This window comes from Roseomonas acroporae (assembly GCF_023223525.1).
GTDB lineage: Bacteria > Pseudomonadota > Alphaproteobacteria > Acetobacterales > Acetobacteraceae > Roseomonas_E > Roseomonas_E acroporae.
The window spans coordinates 25,810-51,244 of record NZ_JALPRX010000104.1; the positions used below are offsets into that span (position 1 = coordinate 25,810).

The 25,435-nt window shown below is 74.0% G+C and carries 25 protein-coding genes and 1 pseudogene; 2 read left to right on the forward strand and 24 right to left on the reverse strand.

Translation table 11 applies throughout. The features are described from left to right. Nucleotides 1-67: 67 nt before the first annotated feature. The 8 genes from M0638_RS22040 to M0638_RS22075 form a co-directional block, all read right to left on the reverse strand. The gene (locus M0638_RS22040) at nt 68-664 is read right to left on the reverse strand and encodes an amino acid synthesis family protein (RefSeq protein WP_248669116.1); all 597 of its coding nucleotides are present in this window, start codon (nt 662-664) and stop codon (nt 68-70) included. Nucleotides 665-697: 33 nt separating this feature from the next. Beyond that, complete coding sequence (locus M0638_RS22045; protein WP_248669117.1) at nt 698-1,894, reverse strand: amidohydrolase family protein; 1,197 nt, start codon at nt 1,892-1,894, stop codon at nt 698-700. Next, the gene (locus M0638_RS22050; RefSeq protein ID WP_248669118.1) at nt 1,891-2,736 is read right to left on the reverse strand and encodes an ABC transporter permease; all 846 of its coding nucleotides are present in this window, start codon (nt 2,734-2,736) and stop codon (nt 1,891-1,893) included. The genes M0638_RS22045 and M0638_RS22050 overlap by 4 nt, the downstream gene beginning before the upstream one ends. Further along, nucleotides 2,733-3,593, reverse strand: coding sequence for an ABC transporter permease (locus M0638_RS22055; protein ID WP_248669119.1), 861 nt, complete (start codon nt 3,591-3,593; stop codon nt 2,733-2,735). The genes M0638_RS22050 and M0638_RS22055 overlap by 4 nt, the downstream gene beginning before the upstream one ends. Before the next feature lie 3 nt (nt 3,594-3,596). Beyond that, the gene (locus M0638_RS22060; RefSeq protein WP_248669120.1) at nt 3,597-4,724 is read right to left on the reverse strand and encodes an ABC transporter ATP-binding protein; all 1,128 of its coding nucleotides are present in this window, start codon (nt 4,722-4,724) and stop codon (nt 3,597-3,599) included. Nucleotides 4,725-4,738: 14 nt separating this feature from the next. Then, nucleotides 4,739-5,776, reverse strand: a complete 1,038-nt coding sequence (locus M0638_RS22065; RefSeq protein ID WP_248669121.1) for an ABC transporter substrate-binding protein — start codon at nt 5,774-5,776, stop codon at nt 4,739-4,741. A 147-nt stretch (nt 5,777-5,923) separates the two neighbouring features. Continuing rightward, nucleotides 5,924-7,048, reverse strand: coding sequence for a mandelate racemase/muconate lactonizing enzyme family protein (locus tag M0638_RS22070; protein ID WP_248669122.1), 1,125 nt, complete (start codon nt 7,046-7,048; stop codon nt 5,924-5,926). A 6-nt stretch (nt 7,049-7,054) separates the two neighbouring features. Then, nucleotides 7,055-7,870, reverse strand: a complete 816-nt coding sequence (locus M0638_RS22075; RefSeq protein ID WP_248669123.1) for an MBL fold metallo-hydrolase — start codon at nt 7,868-7,870, stop codon at nt 7,055-7,057. Nucleotides 7,871-8,193: 323 nt separating this feature from the next. On the opposite strand from M0638_RS22075, the gene M0638_RS22080 reads away from it, so the two are divergent. Further along, complete coding sequence (locus M0638_RS22080; protein ID WP_248669124.1) at nt 8,194-8,721, forward strand: MarR family winged helix-turn-helix transcriptional regulator; 528 nt, start codon at nt 8,194-8,196, stop codon at nt 8,719-8,721. A 7-nt stretch (nt 8,722-8,728) separates the two neighbouring features. Here M0638_RS22080 and M0638_RS22085 read toward each other — a convergent pair whose 3' ends face one another. From M0638_RS22085 to M0638_RS22105, 5 genes and pseudogenes are all read right to left on the reverse strand, one after another. Further along, nucleotides 8,729-9,856, reverse strand: a complete 1,128-nt coding sequence (locus tag M0638_RS22085; protein WP_248669125.1) for an FAD-dependent monooxygenase — start codon at nt 9,854-9,856, stop codon at nt 8,729-8,731. Nucleotides 9,857-9,907: 51 nt separating this feature from the next. Continuing rightward, complete coding sequence (locus M0638_RS22090; protein WP_248669126.1) at nt 9,908-10,930, reverse strand: amidohydrolase family protein; 1,023 nt, start codon at nt 10,928-10,930, stop codon at nt 9,908-9,910. Between the two features lie 309 nt (nt 10,931-11,239). After that, nucleotides 11,240-12,826 carry a UdgX family uracil-DNA binding protein gene (locus M0638_RS22095; protein ID WP_248669127.1) on the reverse strand — a complete coding sequence of 529 codons (1,587 nt, stop codon included), beginning with the start codon at nt 12,824-12,826 and terminating at the stop codon, nt 11,240-11,242. A 106-nt stretch (nt 12,827-12,932) separates the two neighbouring features. After that, entirely contained in the window at nt 12,933-14,210 is a 1,278-nt protein-coding gene (locus M0638_RS22100; RefSeq protein ID WP_248669128.1) for a putative DNA modification/repair radical SAM protein, read from the reverse strand. 190 nt (nt 14,211-14,400) lie between these two features. After that, nucleotides 14,401-14,935 (reverse strand): annotated as a pseudogene (locus tag M0638_RS22105) (IS701 family transposase); the annotation flags it as partial. A 192-nt stretch (nt 14,936-15,127) separates the two neighbouring features. Between M0638_RS22105 and M0638_RS22110 the strand changes: the two are divergent. Further along, on the forward strand, nt 15,128-15,658 hold the full coding sequence (locus M0638_RS22110) for a gamma carbonic anhydrase family protein (RefSeq protein WP_248669129.1): 531 nt from the start codon (nt 15,128-15,130) through the stop codon (nt 15,656-15,658). Nucleotides 15,659-15,805: 147 nt separating this feature from the next. On the opposite strand, the gene M0638_RS22115 is transcribed toward M0638_RS22110, so the two are convergent. The 11 genes from M0638_RS22115 to M0638_RS22165 form a co-directional block, all read right to left on the reverse strand. Then, nucleotides 15,806-16,147 (reverse strand): Rieske (2Fe-2S) protein, encoded by a 342-nt coding sequence (locus M0638_RS22115; RefSeq protein WP_248669130.1) that lies wholly within the window; start codon nt 16,145-16,147, stop codon nt 15,806-15,808. Further along, on the reverse strand, nt 16,144-16,635 hold the full coding sequence (locus M0638_RS22120) for a hypothetical protein (protein ID WP_248669131.1): 492 nt from the start codon (nt 16,633-16,635) through the stop codon (nt 16,144-16,146). The genes M0638_RS22115 and M0638_RS22120 overlap by 4 nt, the downstream gene beginning before the upstream one ends. 92 nt (nt 16,636-16,727) lie before the next feature. Beyond that, nucleotides 16,728-17,012: a cytochrome C oxidase subunit IV family protein gene (locus M0638_RS22125; protein WP_248669132.1), complete on the reverse strand. Its 285-nt coding sequence runs from the start codon at nt 17,010-17,012 to the stop codon at nt 16,728-16,730. Next, nucleotides 17,009-17,644: a cytochrome c oxidase subunit 3 gene (locus M0638_RS22130; protein ID WP_248669133.1), complete on the reverse strand. Its 636-nt coding sequence runs from the start codon at nt 17,642-17,644 to the stop codon at nt 17,009-17,011. Before M0638_RS22130 ends, M0638_RS22125 begins: the two co-directional genes overlap by 4 nt. After that, on the reverse strand, nt 17,641-19,329 hold the full coding sequence (locus tag M0638_RS22135) for a cytochrome c oxidase subunit I (protein ID WP_248669134.1): 1,689 nt from the start codon (nt 19,327-19,329) through the stop codon (nt 17,641-17,643). Before M0638_RS22135 ends, M0638_RS22130 begins: the two co-directional genes overlap by 4 nt. Then, entirely contained in the window at nt 19,326-20,312 is a 987-nt protein-coding gene (coxB, locus tag M0638_RS22140) for a cytochrome c oxidase subunit II (protein ID WP_248669135.1), read from the reverse strand. Before coxB ends, M0638_RS22135 begins: the two co-directional genes overlap by 4 nt. Further along, complete coding sequence (locus M0638_RS22145; protein ID WP_248669136.1) at nt 20,309-21,133, reverse strand: thioredoxin domain-containing protein; 825 nt, start codon at nt 21,131-21,133, stop codon at nt 20,309-20,311. The genes coxB and M0638_RS22145 overlap by 4 nt, the downstream gene beginning before the upstream one ends. A gap of 11 nt (nt 21,134-21,144) precedes the next feature. After that, nucleotides 21,145-21,585 carry a hypothetical protein gene (locus M0638_RS22150; protein WP_248669137.1) on the reverse strand — a complete coding sequence of 147 codons (441 nt, stop codon included), beginning with the start codon at nt 21,583-21,585 and terminating at the stop codon, nt 21,145-21,147. Then, a complete protein-coding gene (locus M0638_RS22155; protein ID WP_248669138.1) occupies nt 21,578-22,801 on the reverse strand; it encodes a hypothetical protein in 1,224 nt (407 codons plus the stop codon). Before M0638_RS22155 ends, M0638_RS22150 begins: the two co-directional genes overlap by 8 nt. Further along, nucleotides 22,798-23,457, reverse strand: a complete 660-nt coding sequence (locus M0638_RS22160) for a c-type cytochrome (RefSeq protein ID WP_248669139.1) — start codon at nt 23,455-23,457, stop codon at nt 22,798-22,800. Before M0638_RS22160 ends, M0638_RS22155 begins: the two co-directional genes overlap by 4 nt. 17 nt (nt 23,458-23,474) lie before the next feature. Continuing rightward, entirely contained in the window at nt 23,475-25,415 is a 1,941-nt protein-coding gene (locus M0638_RS22165) for a quinol:electron acceptor oxidoreductase subunit ActD (RefSeq protein WP_248669140.1), read from the reverse strand. Nucleotides 25,416-25,435 lie beyond the last annotated feature (20 nt).

Genomic DNA, 25,435 nt, shown 5'->3' on the forward strand with positions numbered 1-25,435 from the left:
CGTTCCTCTCGGCCAGCCCCGTCCCCCCGGCGGCGCCCCGGCGCCGCCCGGCGAACGGTGCGGTCGTTCAGCGCAGCCCGTCCTTGCCCACCACCTCCTCCACCCGCAGCCCGCCGATGCGCGGCGCCGGCCGGCCGGAATCGGTGATCACCACCGCGACCACGATCTCGTCGCGGCGCGGCGCGTCCGGCACGCGCACCTCCATCGCGTCGAAATGGCTGCGGACATAGGCCGCGTCCTTGTGCCCGAGCGGCACGTCGATCGCGGCGCCCATGCCGCCGCGCTTCTTGGCGCTCGGGATCAGCGCGGCGCCGCGCTCCACGGCGCGGCGCAGCGGCGCGCCGAGCTTCGGGTGCAGGATGGCGCCGGCATGCTCCAGCTCGCCATCCTCGCCGACGATGGCCGCCTTGCCGAAGCTCTCCACCTGCCCGGGCGAGACGCCCAGCGCCGCCACCGCCCGCTCGCCGAGCAGGGCGCCGAGCGCCTCGCCGATGGCGTAGAGCCCGGACAGGTCGTCTGCGAAGCGCCCGGCACAGGGGTTGCGCACCACCGCCAGCGCCGCCGCCTTGCGGGTCGGCGGCGAGACGGGCCGGCCGCCCTCGTCGCAGGTGTCCTCGACCACCGTCAGCAGCTTGCGGATGGCGAGGCCGGATCCGGTCTCCATGGCGTTCATCCCCCGAGAGTCATTCCCCGACGATCATTCGCCGACGATCGTTGGCACGCGCTCGGCCGGCGGCGTGTTGCGGCTGCGGCGGCAGCGGACGATGCCGTCGATCACCACCATGCCCACCCCCGGCAGGTCGCCCTTGCGGATGCTGTCCAGCAGGTCGCTGCCGTCGCTGTGCTGGGCGCGGTCCATCAGCAGGAAGTCCGCCGCGCGGCCCGGCTCGATCAGTCCGCAATCCAGCCCGCGCAGCCGCGCCGTGTTGCCGGTGGCGCAGGCGAAGACCTGCTCGGCCGGCGTGTCGCCGACCGAGGCGAGCAGCGCGATCATCCGCAGCATGCCGAGCGGCTGCGCGCCGGAGCCGGCCGGCGCGTCGGTGCCGAGGATGACGCGGGAAAGCTGCCCCAGCTCCCTGGCGAAGCGCAGCGCCGAGAGGCCGGCCAGCTCGTTGCCGTTGTGCACGATCTCGATGCCGCGCCCGCAGCCCTCGCAGAGGCAGCGTATCTGACGCAGCGGCAGGCTGGTGTGGCCGCCATTGATGTGGCCGATCACGTCGGCATCGGCCTCCAGCACCGTGTCGGCGTCGATGTAGCCGGAGCCGGGCACGCTCGGCCCGCCCGTGTGGATGGTGCTGCGGATGCCGTGCCGGCGTGCCCAGGCCACCATCCGCCGCGCCTCCCGCCCGGCCTTGACCGTGCCGAGGCCGATCTCGCCCAGCAGCGTGACGCCGGCCGCCGCCAGCTCGGCGAAGTCCTGCTCCTCCATCCCCTGCTCGATGATCGGCGCGCCGGCGACCACCTTCACCCCGCTCGGGCGGAAATTGGCGAAGGCGCGCTGCGCCGTGATCGCCAGCGCCTTGACGCCCACGATGTCGCGCGGCCGGCCCGGCAGATGGGTCTCGCCGGCGGAGATCATGGTGGTGACGCCGCCATGCAGGCAGGAATCGATCCAGCCGAGCTGGTTCTGCCGCGGTGTCCAGTCGCCGAACACCGGGTGGACGTGGCTGTCGACCAGCCCGGGCGAGAGGGCGCAGCCCTGCGCGTCGATGACGACCGAGGCGCCTTCCGTGTCGCAGTCGGCGGCGCGGCCGCAGGCGGCGATGCGCCCGTCCACCGCCACCACCGTGTCGGCGTCGAGGATCGGCCGCTCCAGCGCGCCCGAGAGCAGCAGGCCGATGTTGCGGATCACCATCTTGCCGCGCCCGGTCTCCGGGCCGCCGGGCAGGCTCATGCGGTCGCTTCCTTGCTTTCGGCGGGGGGCCTGCCGGCGGCGGCGCCGGGCGGCGCGGGTTCGACGAGGCGCCGGCGGCGCGCGCCCCAGGCCAGGGAGAGCAGGAAGCCGGCCGCCGAGAGCCCGACCACCACCGTGGCGATCGCCGCCACGCTGGGATCGGCGTAGGACTGCAATTGCTGCATCAGCCGCAGCGGCAGCGTGTCGCCCTTCGAGATGAAGAGGGAGAGCGAGATGTTGTCGAGCGAGATCATGAAGGCCGAGACCCCGCCCGCCACCACGCCGTTGCCGATCAGCGGCAGGGTGACGCGCAGGAAGGTGCGCGCCGGCCCGGCGCCGAGGTTGAGCGAGGCGCGCTCCAGCGAGGTGTCGTAGCTGGCGAGCGCCGCCGTCACCATGGCGACGACGTAGGGCAGGCCGAGCACGGCATGGCCGAGGATGGTGGGCAGCAGCCCGGGCTGCATGTCGTAGATCGACAGGGTGAAGAGCAGGCCGAGGCCGAGCACGATGGTCGGCATGGCGATCGGCAGCATCACCGCCGCCTGCACCAGCGAGCGGCCGCGGAAGCGGTGGTGGTTGATCGCCAGCGCCGCGCCGGTGCCGGCGATGGTGGCGAGCACGGCGCTGGCGGCGGCGAGGACCAGGCTGACGAGCAGCCCGTCGATGAACAGCTCGTTGCCGAGCGCCACGCCGAACCAGCGCAGGCTGAGGCCGGGCGGCGGGAAGTCCAGCCGGTTGCCGGAACTGAAGGCCACGATCATCGCCACCAGGATCGGCGCGACCAGGAAGAGCAGCACGGCGGCGGCGTGGAACCGCTCCGCGACCCCGAATTGCGGCTTCACAGCGTCGCCGCCCAGGGCGCGAAGCGCCGCAGCAGGGCGTTGGCGACGACGAGCAGCAGCGACACCAGGGCGAGCGTCAGCGTCGCCATGGCGCCGGCCAGCGCCCAGGCGCTGTTGGTCGCGGCCTCGTAGTAGATCGCCGGAGCGACGAGCTGGTAGCCCGAGGCGCCCATCAGCGAGGGCGTCACGTAGTCGCTGAGCACGCCGGAGAAGACGAGCTGCGTGCCGGCGACGATGCCGGGCAGCGCCGCCGGCACCACCACGCGGCGCCAGGTGTACCAGTGCCCGGCGCCGAGATTGGCCGAGGCCCGCAGCAGGCTCGGATCCAGCTTGCGCAGCGCGGTGACGAGCGGGACGATCATCAGCGGCAGGTAGCGGTGCAGCATGCCGATCACCATGCCCTCCACCTCGAACAGGATGCGGATGGGCTGGCGGATCAGCCCCATCGCCAGCAGCGCCTGGTTGACCACGCCGCTGTCGGCCAGGATCACGATCCAGCCGAAGGCGCGCATCACCACGCTGACGTAGAGCGGCAGGTACACCACCCAGAAGACCAGCGCCTGGGCGCGGCCGGTCAGCCGCGCCAGTAGCCACGCGAAGGGGAAGGCGATGGCCAGCGCCAGCGCCGCGATCAGCAGCGCGATCCAGAGCGTGTTGCCGAACACCTGGAGGTAGTAGGGATCGCCCAGCACCCTGGCGTAGTTCGCGAAGGTGAAGGCGGGCACCGCCACGCCGCTGTCGTCGTCGCGCCAGAAGCTGTTGCGGAAGGTGACGGCGAGCGGCAGCACGAAGAAGGGCACCAGCAGGCAGCCCGCCGGCAGCAGCCAGAGCCAGGGGACCAGGGCGCGCGAGCGCATGACTCAGCCCGCCTCCAGCCGGCAGCGTTCGGGATCGAGGTCGAGGAACACGGCGCTGCCCGCGGGCAGCGAGGCGAGCGGATCGGCGCTGCGCACCGGCCGGTCCACCACCACCTGCTGCCCGTCGAGGTCGAGCACCACGCGCTCCTGCGCGCCGAAGAAGGTGCTGAGCGTGACGCGCGCCGGGTGCGCGCGGTGGATCGCGGTGGGCACGGTGGAGACGCCCGCATCCTCGGTGCGGAACAGCACCGAGACCGGCCCCTCGGGCACCGTCCGTCCCGGCGGCAGCGCATAGCCCAGACCTTCGGCGAGCCGTATCTCGCCCGCCCGCGCCGTGCCGCGCAGCGTGTTGGCGCTGCCGAGGAAGCGCAGCACCTGGTCGGTGGCGGGGTGGCGGTACACCTGCTCCGGCGTGCCGATCTGCGCGATGCGGCCGGCATGCATCACCGCGACGCGGTCGGCCAGGGCGAAAGCCTCGCGCTGGTCGTGGGTGACGAGGATGGTGGTGACGTCGAGCCGGCGCAGCAGCAGCGAGAGTTCGAGCTGCGTCTCCTCGCGCAGGTTCTTGTCGAGGGCGCTGAATGCCTCGTCGAGCAGCAGCATGTCGGGGCGGATGGCGAGGGCGCGCGCCACCGCGACGCGCTGCCGCTGCCCGCCGCTGAGCTGCTGCGGATAGCGCCCTTCCAGCCCCTGGAGCCGCAGGATGCCAACCATCTCGGCCACGCGCGACGCCATCTCCGCCTTGCCGAGGCCGCGCACCTCCAGCCCGTAGGCGATGTTGCCGGCCACCGTCATGTGCGGGAACAGGGCGTAGCTCTGGAACACCATGGCGATGTTACGCCGGTGCGGCGGCACCTTGTTCAGCAGCGCCCCGCGCAGGCGCAGCGTGCCGAAATCGGCCGTCTCGAAGCCCGCGATGATGTTGAGCAGGGTCGACTTGCCGCAGCCGCTGGCGCCGAGCAGGGCGACGATCTCGCCCTGGCGCAGCGTCAGGTCGCAGCGGTCGAGCGCCAGCATGCTGCCGAAGGACTTGCGCAGGCTGGCGATCTCCAGCACCGGCGGCCGTTCGGCGGCGGCCGCGGGATCGAGCGTGTCCGCCGCGGCGTCGGCGGCGAGGGCCGTCGCGGCCATGGCGAGGCGCCGGCTCAGTTCTGCACCTCGCGCGTGTAGCGGTCGAGCCACTCGCGCTGCTTCGCGGCGGCGAATTCCTCGTCCTGGAAGAACAGGCGCGTGGGATCGGTGGTGACCAGCGGCGCCAGCGCGGGCGGCACGGTCACGTCGGTGCGCACCGGCGAGGCCAGCAGCTTCTCGGCCAGCGCGCCCTGCACCGGCTTGGTCAGCAGGAAGTCGATGTAGGACTTGGCCAGCGCGATGCTCGGGCTGTTGACCGGGATGCACAGATCGTAGGGGACGGCGAGCACGCCCTCCTTCGGCGTCACCTTCACCACCTCCGGCGTGTTGCGGGCGGAATTGGCGACGCGCACCGCGAATTGCGGCGCCGCCGCGATGTCGCCGCGCTCGATCATCTGGTTCGGCTGGATCGGGTCCACGTAGAAGCCGCGCACCGCGGGCTTCAGCGCCTTCAGCCGCGCGAAGGCCTCGTTGGCCGTGGCGGGCGACTTCATGTCGCCGAGCGCGTGCACGATGCAGGCGATGAAGCCGAAGGCGGTGGCGCCGTTCACCGCCGAGGGCAGCATCACCTTGCCGCGCAGCGCCGGGCGCCACAGGTCGAACCAGGAGGTCATCGGCTCGCCGACCAGGTCGCGCCGCGCCATCATGTCGATCGAGTCGATCATCATGGCGGCGCCCCAGCCGGCTTCCGGCACCGTGTCCGGCAGGGCGTGCGCGGCCTCGGGGAAGTCGCTCCGGCTCACCTTGTGCAGCAGCCCGCCATTCATGGCGCGCAGGCCGTAGGCGCGCGAGAACAGCACCACGTCGAAGGGCGGCGAGGCCTTCTGCGTCTGCAGCTTGGTCAGCGCGCTCGGCGAGATCTCGACACTGTAGGCGACGCGCGCGCCCTTCGCCGCCTCGAAGGGCTGGCCAGCGATCTCGGAAAGGATCTGGTAGGGGCCGCCGAAATGCGTCACCCGCAGCGTGGTGGCCTGCGCCGAGGCGGCGTGCGCGCCGCCGAGCAGCGGCGCGGCCAGGCCGGTGGCGAGAAGATGGCGGCGTCGCAGCATCATGTCGTGCGGTTCTCCGGCATGGGACGGGCGCGCTGCCGTCGGAGCGGAGGCTCCGGTTGCATCGGCGCGGCCGGTGGTCACGGCCGCGTCGTGCGGCATGGCCGCCGCGTGGCTAGCAAGCGACATGCCATGCATGCGTCGCGCCGCTCATGCGTCGGCGAGACGTCGCAGCGCGGCGCGATCGACCTCGATGCCGAGGCCGGGCGCGTCCGGCACGGGCAGGCAGCCACCCAGCAACTGCGCCGGATGCGCGACCGGCGTGCGCACCAGGGAATCGTTCAGCGGCGTGCGGAACAGGCTGCATTCGAAGCTGTGCAGGTCCGGCAAGGCCGCCGCGAGCTGCAACGACGCCGCCGCCTTGATCGCACCGCCGGAATTGTGCGGCGAGAAGGGCAGCCCGCGCGGCAGCGCCGCGTTCCGCGCGCGCACGAAGCCGGTGATGCCGCCGATCCGGCCGCAGTCGGGCTGCAACAGGCCGATCGCGTCCGCTTCCACCAGCGCCGCCGCGCCTTCCGGCGTGAACTCGCTCTCGCCTGCCGAAATCATGAGCAGATGATGTTGGTTCGGACGCGCCAGCGCGCGATGGTTCAGACGCGCCAGCGCGCGATGGTCCGTCGGATCGAGCGGCTCCTCCAGCCAGAGGAAATCGAGTTCGGCCAGCAGCGCGGCGAGCCGGTGTGCCGCGTCCTCGTCGAAGCTGCCGTTCGGATCGGCGCAGAGCGCGACAGCCGGTCCGACGACGCGGCGGATATGCCGCGCGCGCGCCATGGCCGCATCGAGCGGCGGTTGCAGCTTCACCTTGAGATGGCGGAAGCCCGCCGCGACGGCGGCCTCGGCCTGCGCCGCCGCCACGTCGTCCGCCACCACGGCGACGTAGGAACCGTAGGCCGGTACCAGCGCGCGCGCCATGCCGCCGAGCAGCCGGTGCAGTGGCACGCCCCGTCGCCGGCCCAGCAGGTCCCACAGCGCGATGTCGATCGCCGAACGCGCCTCGGCCGCGGCGCCGACGAGCGGCACACCGGCCGCGTCGCCCATGCGCTGCCAGTGCCGTGCGATGTCGGCCGCCGCCTCGCCGAGCAGCAGCGGCGCGAAGCGCGATGCCACCTGCGCGGCGGCGTCGCGCGGCGCGGCGGGGCTCAGCGCCTCGCCGAAGCCGCTCAGCCCGTCCGTGTCCATCACCTCGACGACGAGGGTGCGCACCGGCGCCGTGCGGCCGGAACCGGCGGCGGGCGGCACGGCGAGCGGCCAACTCCGTATCGCGGCGATACGCATCGCGCGCTATTCGGGCGGGTCGCCGAGCCAGTGGATGTGCCGCTCCACCGAATGGCGCATCGCCGCCTCGGCATCGTGCGGGATCACCTTGTCCCAGAAGGCGCCGAGGATCGCGTCGTAGCGCCAGGGCGCGACGCGCCCGGCGATCCGCCGCACCGCGGCCGCGCCGAGCGGGATGAAATTCGGGTAGGAGCGCATGAAGCCGAGCGTCCTGCGGTCCGCCACCACTTGGAGGATATCACCGCTGAGCAGCGCGCCGCGCCCCGCCGCGCCGCCGGTCCAGTGCGCCACGGTGCCGCCGGCGAAGTGCCCGCCGCAGCGGATCAGCGTCAGCCCGGGCGCGATCTCCTTCGTGTCGCCTTCCCAAAGGGCGATGGCCGGGCCGTCGCGCATGATCCAGTCGCGGTCGGCGGCGTGCAGATGGATCGGGACGCCGCCGAACGCCTCGCTCCATTCCAGCATCGTCGTGTAGTAGTGCGGGTGCGAGATGGCGATGGCGGCGAGGCCGCCCAGGCCGCGGATGATCTCCACCGTCGCGCGGTCGATCAGGCTGATGCAGTCCCACAGCACGTTGCCGGCCGGCGTCGGCACCAGCAGGGCGCGCTGGCCGATCGCGAAATGCGGCGCCGTGCCGATGCCGAGCAGCCCCGCCTCGTCACGGAACGCGTTCATGTGGGTGATGCGCAGGCGCGGCAGCGTGGTCCAGCCCTGGCCGGCCGGCTGCAGGTACTGCCGCTCGTCCTCGCAGATCGGACAGCGCGGTGGCGGCGACTCGGAAGGCGGGTACTGCGTGCCGCAGGTCGTGCAGAGAAACGCTTGCATGCCGCGCGCCCCTTCCTCGTCCGCCCCGCGGCACACCCGCCACGGACCGCGCCACCGCGGAATGCGCGGCCATGGGATGCACCGCTCGCGGCGCGGTGGCCCTTCCGCCGAATGCTTCCGGGCCGTATTATTCGGTGCCGAAGTTATTGAGCGCGGGTGCCCGCCGTCAATGGCTTTCCGACGGGCGCAGGGAGAGAGCAGGCCGCATGGAACAGCAAGGACGACCGCGCCCGCCGCAATCCCGCCTTTCGGAGGCCCACCTCCCGGAGTCCCGCCCCTCGGAATCCCGCCCGGCGCGTGCCAACACGTCACGCCATCCCCCGGTGCGGCCCGCCGAGGAGCGCGTCGCGGCCGGCGACCAGGATTCCGCCGCCGCCATCACCGCGCAGTGGCGGCGGGAGCGCCCGGATCTCGACCTCGAGCCGATGGCGCTGTTCGCCGGCCTCGCCCGCGCCTACCAGCTCCTCGACGGCCGCATCGACCGCATGGTGGCGCGCCATGGCATCACGCGCGGCATGTTCGATGTGCTGGCCGCGCTGCGGCGCGCCGGGGCGCCGCACCGGCTGACGCCGACGCAGCTCTCCGCCGCCCTGCTGCTGAGCGGCGCCGGCATGACCAGCCGGCTCGACCGGCTGGAGGAGGCGGGGCTGGCGGTGCGCCTGCCCGAGCCGGCGGACCGCCGCAGCATCCTGATCGGCCTGACGCGCAAGGGGCTCGCGCTGGTGGACCGCATGCTGCCCGAGCTGATCGGCATCCAGCGCGCCGCCCTCGGCATCGGCACCGCGAAGGCGCGCGACCTCACCGCCCTGCTCTGGGTGCTCGGCGAGCATCTCGCGGCGGAAGGCGATTGAGGCCGCGTCAGTCGAGCAGCGGCACGGTCCAGGCATCGTAGTCGAACACCCAGGCCGGGTCGGTCGGGCCGCGCAGGAAGTCATTGGCGACCGAGACGCGCTGCACGCGGTTGGTGCGCTCCAACCGGTTGCGGGCATAGCGCGGGAAGGCGGCGAGCGGGTCGCTGGCCAGCGCCTCGATCAGGCAGCGCGCCAGCACCGCCGCGTCCTCGATCGCCATCGCCGCCCCCTGCGCCATGTAGGGGCGCAGCGGGTGGCAGGCATCGCCGAGCAGCACCAGCCGCCCCTCGCTCCACACCGGCACCGGCTCGCGATCGAAGACCGGCCATTTCGTCACCGCCCCGGCCGCCGCCGCGACGCGCCGCACCTCCGGGTGGAAGCCCGCCAGCTCCGCCCGGAATTCGTCGGCATCGCAGGGCGCCCAGGCGCCGGCGACCGTGAGTTCCGGCTCCGGGAAGCTGGTGACGAGGTACAGCTCGTCGCGCCTGCCCGTCATGTAGTAGATCAGCAGGTGCCGGTCGGGACCCCACCATTTCGTGCAGTCCGCGGGCGGCGGGTCCACCGCGGCGGCCGGCACGATGCAGCGATGCGCGACATGGCCGGTGTAGCGCGGCTTCTCGACGCCCAGCACCAGCTCGCGCACGCGCGAGTTCACCCCGTCCGCGCCGATCACGATGTCGGCCTCGGCCGTCGCGCCGTTCCCGAACAGCAGGCGGCAGCCATCGCCCCGCGTCTCGATGCCGGCCAGGCGGTGGCCGAAGGCGATGCTGTCCGGCGCGACCGCCGAGGCCAGCGCCGCGTGCAGGTCGCCGCGGTGCACGTTGATGTAGGGCGCGCCGTAGCGCCGTTCCCCGGCCTCGCCGAGCGGCAGGCGGAACAGCACCTCGCCACTGTCCCAGGCGCGGCTGAGGAAGGCGTCCGGATGCAGGCCGATCCGCTCGAGGCGATCCGCCACGCCCACCGCCCGCAGCACCTGCATCAGGTTCGGGCTGAGATGGATGCCGGCGCCGATCCGCTCGAAGGCCGGCGCCTGCTCGTAGAGCCGCACCGCGAAGCCCGCGCGCTGCAGCAGCGCCGCCGCCGTGGTGCCGCCGAGCCCGGCGCCGATGACCGCGACGCGTGTTTCCCGGCGCATGCCGCCCTCCCTCATGCCGATTGCCCCGCCCTTCCCGCCGGCCCGTGCCGGTCAGCCCGGCATCCCCGCCCCGCGCGGCGGCAGCAGCGCCTCGGCGTTGCCGCCCAGTACCGCCCCGGCCTGCCCCGCCAGCGCCGCCGAACGCCGCACCCGCGCCGGCCCGGCCGGGTCGAGCATCTCGAACGGGTAGTCGCTGCCGTAGAGCAGCCGGTCGGCACCCACGCGCGCGGCCAGGTAGTCCAGCGCCGGATCGTCGTGCGTCAGCGTGTCGTAGTGGAAGGCACGCAGCGCCGCCGAGGGCGCTTCCGCCGGGCCGCCGGCGCGGCAGGCGGGATGCACGGCGAAGCCGCGGTCGAGCCGGCCGATCTGGTAGGGCAGGAAGCCGCCGCCGTGTACGAGGCAGACCTTCAGCCCGGGGAATTCGGCCATCACGCCGCCGAACAGCAGCCGGCTCGCCGCGATGGTGGTCTCGATCGGGAAGCCCAGCAGGTTGTTGAGGAAGTAGTCGCCGAGGCGCTCCATGCCGACCGGCGTGCCGGGCGGGTGCAGCAGCACGAACACGTCGAGGTCGCGCAGCCGGCGCCACAACGGCCGGTAGTCGGGATGGTCCAGGTCGCGGCCGCACGCCGACGTCACCAGTTCCACCGCCCGCAGGCCGAGGTGCCGCACCGCGTGCTCCAGCTCGGCGACGGCGAGGCCGGGATCCTGCATCGGCAGCGTCGCCATCGCCTCGAAGCGGTCGCCATGCGCGCGGGCCGAGTCGGCCATGGTCTCGTTCTGCAGCCGCGCCCAGCGCGCGCCCTGGTCGGGCGGCAGCGCATCGCCGGCGCAGTCGGTCCAGGGCGAGAGGTACTGCAGCGTCACGCCCTGCTCGTCCAGCAGCGGCAGGCGCAGCAGGAGGTTGCTGAGCTCCGGCAGCACCGGCCGCAACGGCGGCCCGTCGCCGACGCGCAGCCGGAGGACGCCGTCCGCATCGTGCCGCAGCAGGACACCGAAGGCCGGGCCGTGCCGCGCCACCTCGTCGATCAGCAGGGGCGGCACGTGATGGGCGTGGATGTCGACGATGCCTGCCAACCCGCTCCTCGCCTGCCAGGGTCCTGGCCCGCCACGGGCGCGTGGCGGTCCGGGGATTGGTTCGTCGGATGATAGTTAGATATCGAAGTTTCACGACACTAGTGAGGCGCGCCGCACGGTGTCAACGACGGCGACGTCGGATCGCGCGCGCCGGATGAACGGCTCCGCCGCCCGGAGCGTCGCCCGCGGGCCGGGTGGGCGCCGGCCTCGGCGCCCGGGCACGCCCCACGGCGAGGCCGGCACGCCGTCTCCTCGGGCACCGGCGGTCCCGGCCTTCCCACGCCGTCCGGTCCCGGGCGCCGACGGGACCTACCGGCGCTCCCTGCCGTCCATCCCCTCGCCGTGGACACCGGCCAGTTCCGCCGCGCGGCGCAGCGCCGCGACGAAGCCCGCATACTCGGCCGCCCGCGCCGCCGGGTCGGGCAGCCGGAGCAGGTAGGAGGGATGCACGGTGACCAGCACCGGCACGCCGTCCCGCCCCGCCACCACCTCGCCCTTCAGCGGCCCCAGCGCGCCCGCGTGGCCGGTCAACGCGTTCAGCGCGGTGGCGCCGAGCGCCACGACCAGGCGCGGCGCCACGAGGGCGATCTCCCGGTGCAGCCAGGGCCGGCAGGCCTGGACCTCGCCCGCATCCGGCCGCTGGTGCAGCCGCCGCCTGCCGGTCGGCGTGAACTTGAAGTGCTTGACGCTGTTGGTGACGTAGGCGGCGGCGCGGTCCACGCCCGCTTCCGCCAATGCCCGGTTCCAGAGCCGGCCGGCGGGCCCGACGAAGGGGCGGCCGCGCAGATCCTCCGCGTCGCCGGGCTGCTCGCCCACGAACATCAGCGGCGCGCCGGGCACGCCCTCCCCGAACACCATCTGCGTCGCCGGCTTCCAGAGCGGGCAGGCCCGGCAACCCAGTGCCGCCTCGCGGAGCGCCGACAGGGAGTCGGCCGTCGCGCCGCCGCCGGCCGGTGGCGGCGCCCCGGGCGCGGCCACGATGGGCATCGCCACCATCGCCGCCGACGCTTCGACGCACGCCGCATCGCCGGACGGCGATGCCGGAGCCGGGGCCGGAGCCGGGGCCGGCGTTGGCGCCAGGGCGCCCGGCAACGCCGCGCGCCGACGCGCCGCCACGGGCGGGGACACGCCGCGCGCGACCATCGCCGCCACGCGCCCCGGCGCCTCGGCGATCAGGCGCGGGATCAGCGCCGCCTCGGGCAGGTTGCGCCAGTACTTGCGCGGCATCTCGGCGCGCATCGCCGCGGGCTTCAGCCGCGCCGGGTTGAAGATGCTGGCGTAATAGGCGAGCCAGAGCGCCTCCCGCGCATCCTCGGCCGGGGCGTCGGCGCGCCGCCCGCCGGGGCCGAGGGCGAGCGCCTCGCCGTCCCAGTGCGCGGAGCGGCGGGGCGTCAGGATCGACCAGCGCATGGTGGCGAAGCGGCGGACGAAGAAGCCGGCCTCGGCCTCCAGGATGTGATGGTCGGGCTCGAACCAGCCGACGAAGCGCGGGCCGTCCGGCGTCGCGATCTCGCGGAAGCGCAGGAAGGCGTGCAGCTTGTGCGCGTCGCGCCGCACCGCGCGGGCCATGGCCTCGGCACGCGCGACGGCGGGATCGGTCGCGACGGCGAGCAGGCCGGGCGACTCGCGCAGCCGCCACAGCAGCCCGTAGAGCAGGGCGAAGCGCTCGGGATCGCGGTGGCGCGACACGGTCTCGGCCAGCGGCGGGAAGCCGCGCGGCACGGTGAGGGTGGCGCCCGCCGGCGCCGGCGGCACCGGATCGGGGAACAGGCCGGGCGTGTCGCCCGCCACCGACCACTCCACCCGCTCCGGCGGCACGCCGGCCAGCGCCAGGGCCCGCGCCTGCCGGCGCCAGCCGGCATGATCCGTGGGGCCGTCGAGCAGGGCGCGGATCATCCGGACCGGCCGCCGCTCACGGCGCGGACAACTCCCTTCACGCCGCTCACGGCGCGAACGGCTCCCCCCGCGCCGTTCACGGCGCGAACAGCTCCCCCCACGCCGCTCACGGCGCGAACAGCTCCCCCTGGGCCGGGCGCGGCGCGAGGCGCCGGCGCAGGCCGGGATGCTCCAGCAGGCGGGGCGAGGGGCGGTGGTCGGCGGTGGCCAGGAAGGGCAGCACGCGCGGCAGGGAGAGTCGCAGCCGTGCCAGGTCCGCCGTGCGGATCGCGGCGTGCCGGCGCGCGGCCAGCAGCCGTTCCACGTTGCGGGCGCCGAGGCCGGGAACGCGCAGCAGCAGCTCGCGCGGCGCGCGGTTGACGTCGAGCGGGAAGCGGTCGCGGTGGCGCAGCGCCCAGGCCAGCTTGGGGTCGATGTCGAGCGGCAGCAGCCCGGCCTCGGCGCCCTGCATCACCTCCTCGACCGAGAAGCCGTAGAAGCGCAGCAGCCAGTCCGCCTGGTAGAGCCGGTGCTCGCGCAGCAGTGGCGGCGCGGCCGGCGGCAGGGCGGCGGAGGCGTCGGGGATCGGGCTGTAGGCCGAGTAGTAGACGCGCCTCAGGCGGTAGCCGGCGTAGAGGTTGGCAGCGGTGCCGAGGATCTGCCCGTCATCGGCCCGGTCCGCGCCGACGATCATCTGGGTGGACTGGCCGGCGGGCGCGAAGGCCGGCGGCGCGGCGCGGCCGGGCCTCGCCTCGCGCCCCTCGCCCTGCGCCGTGTCGATGCGGTCGCGCAGCCCGGCCATGGCGAGGCGGATGGCGCGGAAATCCTTCTCGGGCGCGAGGCGACGCAGCGATTCCTCGCCCGGCAGCTCGATGTTGATCGAGAGCCGGTCGGCCCAGCGCCCGGCCTCGGCCAGCAGCCCGGGGGAGGCGTCGGGGATGGTCTTGAGGTGGATGTAGCCGCGGAAGCCGTGCGTCTCGCGCAGCGCCCGCGCCACGCGCACCACCTGCTCCATCGTGTAGTCCGGCGAGCGGATGATGCCGGAGGAGAGGAACAGCCCCTCGATGTAGTTGCGCCGGTAGAAGTCCAGCGTCAGCCCGACCAGTTCGGCCACCGTGAAGCGGGCGCGGCGGACGTTGGAGGTGGCGCGGTTGATGCAGTAGGCGCAGTCGAACACGCAGGCATTGGTCAGCAGCACCTTGAGCAGCGAGATGCAGCGCCCGTCCGGCGCATAGGCGTGGCAGATGCCCATGCCCTCCGTCGAGCCGACCCCGTGGCGCGCGCCGAGGCTGTCGCGCCGCGCCGAGCCCGAGGAGGCGCAGGAGGCGTCATACTTCGCCGCGTCGGCCAGGATCGCCAGCTTGTGGCGCAGGTCCGGGCGGGCGACGGGGACGATCTCGATCATGTTCCCTATATGTTCCATTTCGCAGGAATGCCAAGGTCCCGCCGGCCGCCACCGCCGGAAGGAATCGGGGGAAGTCTGGCCGGCCGAGTGGCCGCTCCTGCATGGACGCCTCCTGCAGACGCGCTCCGCCTGCCCTTCTCCCGGTGGCGAACGCCAGGGCAGCATGGCCAGGGAAAACATGACCGGGAGAAACCGGCTGGTGCCGGCCGGTGCTCGAACAGAGGACCGGCGCCCTGGCCTGCGCCGCCGGCACGCCCGCGTCGCCGCTCCAGGTCTTCGGGCAGGAACAGCCGCAGGCCCACCGGCACCGGCACCTCGCCTTGCGCCAGCGTCAGCGTGACCAGCGCCTGGCAGTTCGCCCGCTTGCCGAGTTGCCCGCAGTACTGCCGTGCCACCCCCACCGACAGTTCGCCCTTCTTCGGCAGCGCCGTGTCGTCGATCACCAGGAAGGCCGCCGGCTCGCCCACCAGCCGGTCCGCCTCCCGCGCCAGCGCCGTCCACAGCGGACCGTCGTCCCAGGCAGGGCTGGCGATGAAATGCTGCAACTGGTCGTGACCCAACAGCCCCAGCCTCGCCGCCATCGGCTGCAGGCTCTTGCGCTCCCCAGGCCCCAGCAGCCCGCGCAGATAGAGCGGCGCCCAGTGTCGCCGCGTCTTGCGTCCCATCACCGCAAGGAACGGCTCCAGCCACAGGTCCAGATCCACCACCCCGGCTCGACCCGCCACCATCTCCGGCCTCCCAGAACTTCAGCCAGGAGACAGACAGCGCCAAAGCACCATTGAAGTGCCCAGGCAGTGCCAGGGTCTGTGACTGGACTGTCCGATGGTTCCAGGGAGAACGGCGGGAGCGGCGCGCCGCCGGGACCTTGCCGTAACCTGCTGCCGCGCGCGACAAGCCGTTCAGGAGGAACCACGCCCATGCCTATCCATGCTCTCGATGCCATGACCCCGACCCTGCCGCCGGCAGGGCGCTACTGGGTCGCACCCGACGCGCACGTCATCGGCAACGTCGTGCTCGGCGACGAGGTCGGCATCTGGTTCGGCGCGGTGATCCGCGGCGACAACGAGCCGATCCGCATCGGCGACCGCACCAACATCCAGGATGGCGCCGTGCTGCATTCCGATCCCGGCGTGCCGCTCACCATCGGTGCCGGCGTCACGGTCGGCCACCGCGCCATCCTGCATGGCTGCACGGTGGCCGACAATGCGCTGATCGGCATGGGCGCCACCGTGCTCAACCGGGCCCGGATCGGCGCCAACTGCATCGTCGGCGCCAATGCGCTGGTGACGGAGGGGCGGGAGTTCCCGGACTTCTCGCTGATCGTCGGCGCCCCGGCCAAGGTGGCGCGCACGCTGGATCCGGAGACGGCGGCGATGCTGCGCGCCTCGGCCGCGCACTACGTGGCGAACTGGCGCCGCTTCGCGGCCGGGCTGCGCCGGATCGACTGAAACAGGCTGGCTGCCGGTCCGCATCCCGCCCTTCCGGAACGAGGATCTCGAAGGGGACTGCGTCCCCTCGCGGGAGCGGGCGGAGAGGGCGGCGCCCTTTCTGCCGAGGCCCAGGGCAGAGCCCCGGTCCCGGGCCGCCAGCATCGTTCAGCCGGAACCCTCCGCTTCGGCGACATGCACCGTGCCGTCCGGCGCCACGCGCAGTGGCACCGGCGTCAGCCCCTCGCCCGTGCCGGGGCCGGTGAGCGCCCGCCCGTCCCGCGCGCAGAACTCCGCCCCGTGGCTGGCGCAGCGCAGCCGCCGGCCGTCCGCACTCAGCACGCTGCCGCCGCGCCAGCTCAGCGGCAGGTACTGGTGCGGGCAGGCATCCTCGAAGGCGCGCAGCCCCGCCGTGTCATGGACAACCAGGATCGCGATCTCCCGCCCGCCGAGGCGCGCGGTCACCGGCGTGGCGGTGCCGGGCGGGAACGCCTCGATCCGGCCGATCATGCCGGCCCGACCGCCCGCGGCGACAGCACGCCGCGGCGCAACCGGTCCTCCTCGATGGAGACGAACAGGGCCCGGCAGGCGACGTGGGCAGGGCGGATCGCCTCGGATCCGCTGCGTGGCCCAAGCCCGCAGGCCGCGCGGTGATCGTCGATGAAGGCGATCATGGCCGCGATCGGCGGCTGAGCGCCGCCATGAAGATGCACCGACGCCTCGCACGGGCCCTCGTTGGCCAGGTGCCGCACACGGTTCTCCCGCGCCGGGGCCTTGATCCGCTTGCCCGCCCCGCCCGTCGGGCCCGCTTGCAGCCCCTGGCCGTGCTCAGCCTGCCGTACCCACCCGCGCAGCGTCTTGTCCGTGCAGCCGATCCTGTCCCCGATCGAGCCGAGCGCCGCCCATTGCGACGCATGGTCGGCCGCATGCTCCCGCGCCGACCGCACCACCCGCTGCCATGCCCGGGGCGGGAACCGGTTCGACGTCTTCCTCGTCATCGCTCCCCCCTCCCGAGGCCCGAAGCCGCCGACAAACCCGTTGTGGTCCAGCGTGCCCGGATTCCGGCAGTCTCCGTTCTGCAAGAGAACCTTCAGGGCCGACTCAGCAGATCGGCGAAGGTAAGCAGAAACAGGAAGCCGATCCACAGCAGCGATGCGCCTGCGGCAAGGCGCAGCAGCAGGTCGCGCCGGCGCAGATCCATGAAGACCAGCGCCACGAGCAGGGCCTTCGCCGCGGCGATGGCGAGGCCGACCGGCAGGTTGAGCCACCCCATCGGCACATAGGCCAGGGCCAGCGTCGCCAGCAGCAGCAGCAGCAGCCCGGCCCAGGTCAGCAGGCCGCGGCGCAGGATGGCACGCGCCTCGCCGCCGCTCATGCACGACCGCCAAGGTAGAGCAGCGGATAGAGCAGGATCCACACGACGTCCACGAGGTGCCAATACAGCGCCGCGACCTGGAAGGCGGGGCTGCCCAGCGGCCGCGTACCCCGCCAACCCTGCCAGGACAGCCAGCCGACCACGGCGAGCCCGCCGGCGAGATGCAGCGCATGCAGCGCGGTCATCGTCCAGTAGAGCCCGAAGAACAGCCGCGCCCCGGGCTCCGCCAGGCGAAAACCCGCGCCGGGCCAGAGTTGCTCGCGCAGATCCTTGGCCCATTCGAAGCCCTTGAGCACCAGGAAGGTGAGGCCGAGAAGCAGGACCGTGGCCAGGGCGCGCAGTGCCAGCCGGCGCAGCCCCGCCCGTGCCGCCTCGCTGCCCACCGCCATGGCCAGGCTGCTGGTCAGCAGCACCAGCGTGTTCACCGTTCCGAACACGATGTCCGTCTCGCGTCCCGACGCCGCGAAGCCGGCCGGGTGCAGCGTCCGGTTCACCGCGAAGGCGAGCAGCAGCCCGGCGAACAGCAGCGCCTCGCTGCCCAGGAAGATCCAGACACCGAACTCGGCCGCCTCGCGCTGACGGCGCAGGCTGTCCCATGGCTCGCGCAGCGCGGCCGCGACGTCGCCGCTCATGTTCCGCCGCCCTGGTCGCGGTGCGGCTCTTGCTCCTCGTGGCGCGGACCTTCGTGCCTGGGATGGTAGAGGTAGGCGGCCTCCTCGACGATCGGCGGCACGCGGAAATTGTCGCGCGGCGGCGGCGAGGCGGTGCGCCATTCCAGCCCCGTCGCGTTCCAGGGATCATCTCCCGCGCGCCGGCCGCGGACCAGCGACCAGGCGAGGTAGCCCATCGGCAGCAGGTAGGCCGCGGCCAGCAGCACCGCCCCGGCCGAGGCCAGCACGTGCCAGACCTGGAATTCCGGCGGGTAGCTGGCGTAGCGGCGCGGCATGCCGAGGAAGCCCATGACGAACATGGGAAAGAAGGTGAAGGAGAAGCCGAAGAACATCAGCACCGCGGCGAAGCGGGCCCAGCCGTCGGGCGGCATCCGGCCGGTGATCTTGGGCCACCAGAAGTGCAGTCCGCCGTAGAGCGCCGTCACCGCCCCGCCCACCATGATGAAGTGGAAATGCGCCACGACGTAGTAGGTGTCGGTGACGTGCCGGTTGACCGGCACGGAGGCCAGCACCAGCCCGGTCAGCCCGCCCAGGGTGAACAGGCCGATGAAGCCGAGCGCGTAGAGCATCGGCGCCTGGAAGCTGATCTGGCCGCGGTAGAGGGTGAAGGACCAGTTGAACACCTTGATCGCCGAGGGCACGGCGATGACGAAGGAGAGGAAGGAGAAGACCAGCGAGGCGTAGAGCGACTGGCCGGAGACGAACATGTGGTGCCCCCACACCAGGAAGCCCAGCAGCGCGATCATCAGGATGGCGTAGACCATGAAGGTGTAGCCGAAGATCCGCCGCCGGGCGAAGCAGGGCACGATCTCGCTCACCACGCCGAAGGCCGGCAGGATCATGATGTAGACGGCCGGGTGCGAGTAGAACCAGAACAGGTGCTGGAACAGCAGCGGGTCGCCGCCCTGCCTGGGATCGAAGATCGGCAGGCCGAAGGCGCGCTCGGCCACCACCAGCAGCAGCGCGGCGGCCAGCACCGGCGTCGCCAGCACCATCACCAGCGCCGTGCCGTAGATCGACCAGACGAGCAGCGGCAGCCGGAACCAGCCCATCCCCGGCGCGCGCAGCAGGTGCACGGTGGCCAGCATGTTCACCCCCGTCGCGACCGAGGAGAAGCCCACCAGCACCACCGCCAGCGCCGCCAGCAGCACGTTGGAATGGGCGTAGCCGGTGGAGAAGGGGGTGTAGAAGGTCCAGCCCGTGTCCACCCCGCCGAGCAGCAGCGCCGCCAGCAGCAGCAGCCCCGCGCCCATGAACAGGTACCAGGAGAACAGGTTCAGCCGCGGGAAGGCGAGGTCGCGCGCGCCGATCATCAGCGGCAGCAGGAAGTTGCCCAGCGTGTTGGGGATCGCCGGCACCAGGAAGAACCAGACCATCACCAGCCCGTGCAGCGTGAACAGCCGGTTGTAGCCCTCCGCGGAGACGAGGTCGGAGGCCGGGGTGAACAGCTCCAGCCGGATCAGCACCGCCGCCGCGCCGCCGATGAAGAAGAAGGCGGTGAGCGCCGCCGCGTAGAGCAGCGCCACGCGCTTGTGGTCGGTGGTCAGCAGCCAGGAGGCGAGGCCGGTCTCCGCCGTCAGGTAGCTGTCGCCCTGCCGCTCCTGTGGCGCCTCCGCCATTGCGTCGTCCGCCGTGATCCCGCTCATCGGCCCTCTCCCGGCTGCTCGCCCCGCTCGCGCAGATAGGCCACCAGGCGCTGCACCTCCCCCTCGCCGAGCAGCCCGGCGAAGGAGGGCATCAGCGGCGCGTAGCCCGCCGCCACGTCGCGCCCGGGCTGCAGGATGGAATCGCGCAGATACGCCTCGTCCGCCCGCACCACGCGGCCATCGGCCAGCGGCACGTCGCGCCCGTACAGCCCCGCCAGCCGCGGCGCGCGCACCGTCGCGCCGACGCCGACCTCGCTGCCCCCTCCGCCCGCCCCGTGGCAGCCGGCGCAGCCGAGCGAGACGAACAGCGCCGCCCCCTCGCGCGCCAGCCCGTCGCCCTCCGGCTGCGCCGCCCGCCAGCGCGCATAGTCGCCGGGCTCCATCACCGTGACGGTGCCGAGCATGCGGGCATGCAGCGTGCCGCAGAACTCGGCGCAGAACAGGTGGAACTCCCCCGTTTCGGTGGGATGGAAGCGCAGCTGCGTCACGCGGCCGGGCAGCACGTCCTGCTTGATGCGGAAGGCGGGGACGAAGAAGGAGTGGATCACGTCCTCCGAGGTCATCAGCAGCCGCACCGGCTCGCCGCGCGGCAGGTGCAGCGCGTTGATCTCGCGCGCGCCGTTCGGGTGCTGCGCCTTCCACATCCACTGCCGGGCGGTGACGTGGATCTCCAGCGCGTCGGACTGCGTCCGCTCCTCGCCCAATTGGGCCGAGGCGGCCCAGGCGAAGAGCAGCAGCGCCAGCAGCAGCGTGGCGGCGGTCCAGCCGATCTCCACCTCCGACTGCACCAGCTCGGGCAGCGCGCCGCGCTTCGCGGGCGAGCCGCGCCGGTAGCGGATGGCGAAGCCCGCCACGAGGCAGAGCACCAGCAGCAGCACCGCCCCCGAGAGGCCGAGCAGCAGCAGGACGATGGCATCCACCGTCCCCGCCTCCGCCGAGGCCGCCGGCGGCCAGAGCGGCACCCAGCCCGACAGGCCGCTCATGCCCGCCCCGCCTTCCCTCGTCCGACCGTACCCGGCCCCTGCCCCATCCGGCGCCGCGACAGCGCCCAGAGCAGCCCGCCGAGCCCCAGCAGCGTCATCGCCATGCCGATGCCGAGCACGCGGCGGATCAGCGGCACGGCGAAGCCGTCGCCCAGGCCGAAGCCGGCGCAGAGCAGGCGCAACCGCTCGCCCAGCCGCGCCACCGGGCCGGCGGGCGGGGCCGAGGCCGCCTGCGCCAGCGCCGCGCGCAGCGCCGCCGGCTCCGGCACCAGCCCGTCCAGCACCGCGCTGACGCGCCCGTCGGGCGCCAGCACCAGCGCGCCGAGCGGGTGGGCGTACTCGCCCGTCTCCGGATCGCGCCAGGCGCGGTAGCCGAGCGCCGCCTCGGCGGCGGCCAGCGCCTCGGGGGCTGCCGTCAGGAAGCGGGCCGACGGGGCGACGGGGGAATCGCCCAGCCGCTCCCGCTTCGCCGCCGCCGCCTCGGCCGGGCCGTCGCGCGGGTCGATCCCCAGCACCAGCAGCATGTAGTCCAGGCCCGGCCGCAGCCCGCTCCGCTGCAGGGCGAAATCGGCCAGCCCCAGCGCGGTGCCGCAGAGCACGGCGCAGCGGTAGTCGGCGAGCACCAGCAGCGCCGGCCGCCCGGCCAGCAGTTGCGCCGGGGTTCCGGTCTCCCCGGCTTCGGTCGCCAGCGCCAGATCGGGCGGCAGGCGCGCATCGGGCGGCGGCGAGAGCGCGACATCGGCCAGCGCCCCGGGCGGCGCGGCCATGGCCGGCGTGGCGGCCAGAAGCAGGGCCAGGGCCGCGGGCCGCAGGTGGGACAACGGGCTCCGCCTCATCGCGCCGCCCCCGGTCCGGCCGCCCCCGATGGTCCGGCCGGCTCCGGCCGCGCTGCCTCCGGCCGCACCGGCAGCGGGATGCCGGGCACCGGGGCTTCCAGCGGCGCCCAGGCGGCCTCGCCGCGCGCCGCCAGGATTTCCATGGCGCGCGCCACGGGGATGCGTACCAGCCCGGCCGCGCGGTCGGTCCAGGCATAGCCTTCCCGCTGCGCGCGCTGCACCGGGGCCAGCGCGTCGCGCGTCGTGGTCGGGCCGGTCTCCAGCCGTGGCGGGGGAACGGGGGTCGGGGCGGGAATGGTGGTGTCCGGACCGGCCCAGCGGAACCAGGCGCCCAGCCCCGCCATGGCGACCAGCAGGAACAGCAGCGTGCCCAGCCCGACCGCGAGCACGGCGCGGATGTCCGGCAGGGCCGTGGGGCGAGGGTCGTCCTCAGCCATCGGCCAGGCCCTCCGCCCTGCCACCCGAGAGGCGCTCCACCCGATCGTCAGGCGCACGCGCCACGCGACCGTCGGACGCCCCTTCCGCGCCTTCACCGGGCGCGCTTTCCGCGCGACGCAGCAGCCACCCGCCCGCCGGCCCGTAGGCGAGGCCAAGCCAGATCCCGCCCACCGCCAGCACGCCCAGCAGCGCTGCCGGCAGCACCGACGCCCCGAAGGCCGGCGCCACGATCCAGCACAGATGCGCCCAGAACCCCGCCAGGATCGCCGCCCCGAGCCCGGCCAGCGCCGCCGGGCTGCGCCGCGTCCCCGGCCGGAGCAGCGCGACCAGCGGCAGCAGGGCGGCGAGCAGGAAGGAGGCGCCCTGCAGCGCCAGCCAGCCGGCCCCCTCGCGCCGGAGGAACCAGCGCGCTTTGTCCGGCAGGTCGCCGTACCAGGCGACCAGGTACTGGACGAAGCCGAGATAGAGCGCCCCCAGCACCGCGGCGAACAGCAGCGCGGCGAGGTCGCCGGCCTCCCGCCCGACCGCCGGCCGCAGCAGCGCCGCCCAGGCCAGGGCGGCCATCATCTGCATCACCAGCGCCGCCACGCCGAAGGCGGTGGACTGGAAGTGCGGGTCGATCGACAGCAGCCAGTCGAGGGCGACCAGCGTGACCGCGCCGAGGTGGAAGACCAGCCCCAGCGCCCCGGCCACGGCGCGAGCCCCGCCGCGCAGCCGCAGCATCAGCCAGCCGAGCAGGCACCAGACGCCCCAGGCCAGCAGCGTGCGCAGCCGGAAGCCGGCCGGGTTGAGGTAGAGCCGCGCCACGTCCGGCGCCGGGGCCGTGCCGGGATCGACGGCCCAGGGGTAGAGCGCCGTAAGCCCGAGCAGCAGCGGCAGCAGCAGCGGCAGGAGGGCCGGCAGCCCCAGCGCCGCCGGGGCCAGGGCCGGGCGCAGCGACTCGCCCCAGCGGCCGCCGGTCAGCGCGTGCACCGCCAGCAGCGCCACCGCCCCCAGCGCGACGGAGGCCCAGAAGGCCAGCCCGACCAGCCAGCCGGCGGCGGGCGGCCCGGCGGGCGCCACCAGCGCCCACAGGCCCAGCGCCGCCGCGGCGGCAAGGCCCAGCAGCAGGGCGCGCCCGGCCCGCGCCCGCAGCCACGCCCCCGGCGGCGCGCCGTCGGGCCGGGCGGCGGCACCCGGGCCGGCGCCCGGCCGGGTGGCGGGCGGCCGACTCATGGCGCCGCCTCCGCCGGCACCGATGGGGACGGAGCTTCCGGGGCACCTGCCTCCAGGGCATTGGCCGCCTCGGGCGCGTCCGCCAGGGTGGCGTGGCGGGAGAGCTGCAAGGCCCGGACATAGGCGGCGATCGCCCAGCGGTCGGCCGGCGCCACCCGGTCGGCATAGGCGTACATCACGCCGTAGCCCTGGCCGATCACCTCGACGACGTGCCGCGCCGGCATCGCCAGCAGCCGCCGCGCGTGGAAGGAGGGCGGCCTGGGGAAGCCGCGACGCACGATGATCCCGTCCCCGTCGCCCGCCGCGCCGTGGCAGGGCTGGCAGGCGATGACGAAGCGCTCCTGCCCGCGCGCCAGCAGGGCCGGCGTGACGGACGGGCGCGGCGGCGGCTCCAGCACCGAGTCGCGCGCCACCACGCCGGGCGGCAGCTTCCGGGCGGCCACGCCGCCGGGCCAGGCGTCGGTGGGGCCCTGGGGATCGAGCCGGCGCTGCCGCGCCATCTCCTGCCGGCACCCCGCCAGCAGCGGCAGGGCGAGCAGCGCGGCCAGCAGCGCGGCGGGGGCGCGCCGCGCCGGGGCCGTGCCGCGCCGTGTCGCGGCCAGGGCCGCGCTGCACCATATCGCGGCCAGGGCTGCGCTGCACCGTGTCGTGGCCAAAGCCACGCCGCGCCGCGTCACGGCGCCACCCGCCGGATGGAGAGCGGCCCCAGCCCGTCCAGCAGCGCGGCCAACCGCGCCTCGTCGGCAGCGGGGTCGGCGACGGCGAGGAAGAAGCGGTCCTGGCTGGCGCGGCCGATGTCGCGCGCGTCGAAGACGGGGTGGTTCAGGCGCGGCAGGCCGGCGGCGACGAGGAACCAGGCCACGCCGGTGAAGGTCGCGCCCAGGATGCCCGCCTCGAAGGTCAGCACCAGGAAGACCTGCCAGCCGTGCAGCGGCCGGCCGCCCAGCACGAGCGGGTAGTCCAGCACGGCGCTGTACCAGCACAGGGCATAGACGAAGGCGGCCGCCAGCAGCCCGCCCGCCAGCATCGCCGGCCGCACCCTCGGCGTGGGCAGGGCCAGCGCCTCGGCCAGCCCGGCCACGGCGAAGGGCGTGTGCGCGTCCAGGCCGCGCAGCCCGGCCTCGCGCGCCCGGTGTGCCGCGTCGATCAGGGTCAGCGGGTCGCGGAACTCCGCCAGGATCGGTGGCGCGCCGCCCATGGGCCGCGCGCCCCGGCCCGCGCCGCCGGGCCGCTCCCCGGCCCGTGCCTCGTCCTCCTCCCCGGCATGCGCCTCGGCACGCTGGCGGTCGAACAGCAGCTTGCCGAGGTCGTGCATGGCGATCACCGGCAGCAGGCGCGCGAAGACGAGGAAGAGCAGCAGGAAGAAGCCGATCGTGCCGGCCAGCAGCGCCCAGTCCCAGAAGGTCGGCCGGAACACGCCGTGCATCGACGGCAGGTAGCCGTGCGAGAGCACGTTCCAGATGATCAGCACGCGCTCCAGCCACATGCCGAGGTTCAGCAGCAGCGAGACCGCCACCACCGCCCCGATGCTCCGCCGCGCCCGCGCCGACCACAGAACCTGCGGCACCAGCACGTTGCAGGCCAGCAGCACGTAGTAGAGCGGCGCGTACTCCCCGCCGAACAGGAAGCGGACATGGCCGCGCTCGTCGGCATCGCCGCTGTACCAGGCGGTGAACCACTCGGTCAGGTAGGAGAGGCCGAGCACCAGCGCGCCGGCCAGGATCACCTTCGCCATCACCGCGAAGTGGCGCTGCGTGATCACCGCCTGCAGGCCGAGCCCCCAGCGCAGCAGCGCCGCCAGCACCACGCACATGCCGAAGCCGGAGAACAGCGCGCCGACGACGAAGTAGGGGGGGAAGATGCTCTCCTCCCAGCCCGGCATCAGGCTGGCGGCGAAATCCATGCCGACGACGCTGTGCACCGAGACCACCAGCGGCAGGGCCAGCATCGCCAGCGTGCGGTAGAGCCGGTCGTGCAGGTGCCAGTGCCGCGCCGAGCCGCGCCAGCCCAGCGCCAGCACGCCGTAGGCGAGCCGGCCGGCGCGCCCGGGTGCGCGGTCGCGCAGCGTGGCGAGGTCGGGCAGCAGCCCGAGCCACCAGAAGACCAGCGAGAAGAGAAGGTAGGTCGCGATCGCCGCGCAGTCCCACACCAGCGCGGAGCGCCATTGCGGCCAGAGCTCCATGCTGTTGGGGTAGGGCAGCAGCCAGTAGGCCCGGTAGGGCCGGCCGAGATGCATGATCGGGAACAGCCCGGCGATGGCGCCGGCGAACAGCGTCATCACCTCGGCGAAGCGGTTGATCGCCGCGCGCCAGGGTTGGCGCAGCAGCAGCAGCGCCGCCGAGATGAAGGTGCCGGCGTTGCCGATGCCGATCCACCAGACGTAGTTGGCGATGGCGAAGCCCCAGACCACGCTGGTGTTCACGCCCCAGATGCCGATGCCCTCGACGAACAGCCAGCCCATCGAGACCAGCATCAGCGCCGTGCCCAGCGCCCCCGCCGCGAAGGCGAGCCAGTAGGGCCGGCCCACCCGGCGGCGCAGCAGCGGGTCCGCCACCGCGCCCACCAGCGTGCCGTAGCCCGCCCCCGGCGGCAGCAGCCCCTCGCTGCCGCTCACGGCGCCGGCCCCGGCACGGC

Coding starts and splice junctions, on each gene's coding strand:
- M0638_RS22155 (WP_248669138.1), bottom strand. CDS start 22,801: ATGAGTCGGCCGCCCGCCACCCGGCCGGGCGCCGGCCCGGGTGCCGCC.
- M0638_RS22135 (WP_248669134.1), bottom strand. CDS start 19,329: ATGAGCGGGATCACGGCGGACGACGCAATGGCGGAGGCGCCACAGGAG.
- M0638_RS22110 (WP_248669129.1), top strand. CDS start 15,128: ATGCCTATCCATGCTCTCGATGCCATGACCCCGACCCTGCCGCCGGCA.
- M0638_RS22040 (WP_248669116.1), bottom strand. CDS start 664: ATGGAGACCGGATCCGGCCTCGCCATCCGCAAGCTGCTGACGGTGGTC.
- coxB (WP_248669135.1), bottom strand. CDS start 20,312: ATGAGCGGCCTGTCGGGCTGGGTGCCGCTCTGGCCGCCGGCGGCCTCG.
- M0638_RS22060 (WP_248669120.1), bottom strand. CDS start 4,724: ATGGCCGCGACGGCCCTCGCCGCCGACGCCGCGGCGGACACGCTCGAT.
- M0638_RS22095 (WP_248669127.1), bottom strand. CDS start 12,826: ATGATCCGCGCCCTGCTCGACGGCCCCACGGATCATGCCGGCTGGCGC.
- M0638_RS22120 (WP_248669131.1), bottom strand. CDS start 16,635: ATGACGAGGAAGACGTCGAACCGGTTCCCGCCCCGGGCATGGCAGCGG.
- M0638_RS22125 (WP_248669132.1), bottom strand. CDS start 17,012: ATGAGCGGCGGCGAGGCGCGTGCCATCCTGCGCCGCGGCCTGCTGACC.
- M0638_RS22075 (WP_248669123.1), bottom strand. CDS start 7,870: ATGCAAGCGTTTCTCTGCACGACCTGCGGCACGCAGTACCCGCCTTCC.
- M0638_RS22085 (WP_248669125.1), bottom strand. CDS start 9,856: ATGCGCCGGGAAACACGCGTCGCGGTCATCGGCGCCGGGCTCGGCGGC.
- M0638_RS22065 (WP_248669121.1), bottom strand. CDS start 5,776: ATGATGCTGCGACGCCGCCATCTTCTCGCCACCGGCCTGGCCGCGCCG.
- M0638_RS22055 (WP_248669119.1), bottom strand. CDS start 3,593: ATGCGCTCGCGCGCCCTGGTCCCCTGGCTCTGGCTGCTGCCGGCGGGC.
- M0638_RS22070 (WP_248669122.1), bottom strand. CDS start 7,048: ATGCGTATCGCCGCGATACGGAGTTGGCCGCTCGCCGTGCCGCCCGCC.
- M0638_RS22130 (WP_248669133.1), bottom strand. CDS start 17,644: ATGAGCGGCGACGTCGCGGCCGCGCTGCGCGAGCCATGGGACAGCCTG.
- M0638_RS22115 (WP_248669130.1), bottom strand. CDS start 16,147: ATGATCGGCCGGATCGAGGCGTTCCCGCCCGGCACCGCCACGCCGGTG.
- M0638_RS22150 (WP_248669137.1), bottom strand. CDS start 21,585: ATGGCTGAGGACGACCCTCGCCCCACGGCCCTGCCGGACATCCGCGCC.
- M0638_RS22045 (WP_248669117.1), bottom strand. CDS start 1,894: ATGAGCCTGCCCGGCGGCCCGGAGACCGGGCGCGGCAAGATGGTGATC.
- M0638_RS22100 (WP_248669128.1), bottom strand. CDS start 14,210: ATGATCGAGATCGTCCCCGTCGCCCGCCCGGACCTGCGCCACAAGCTG.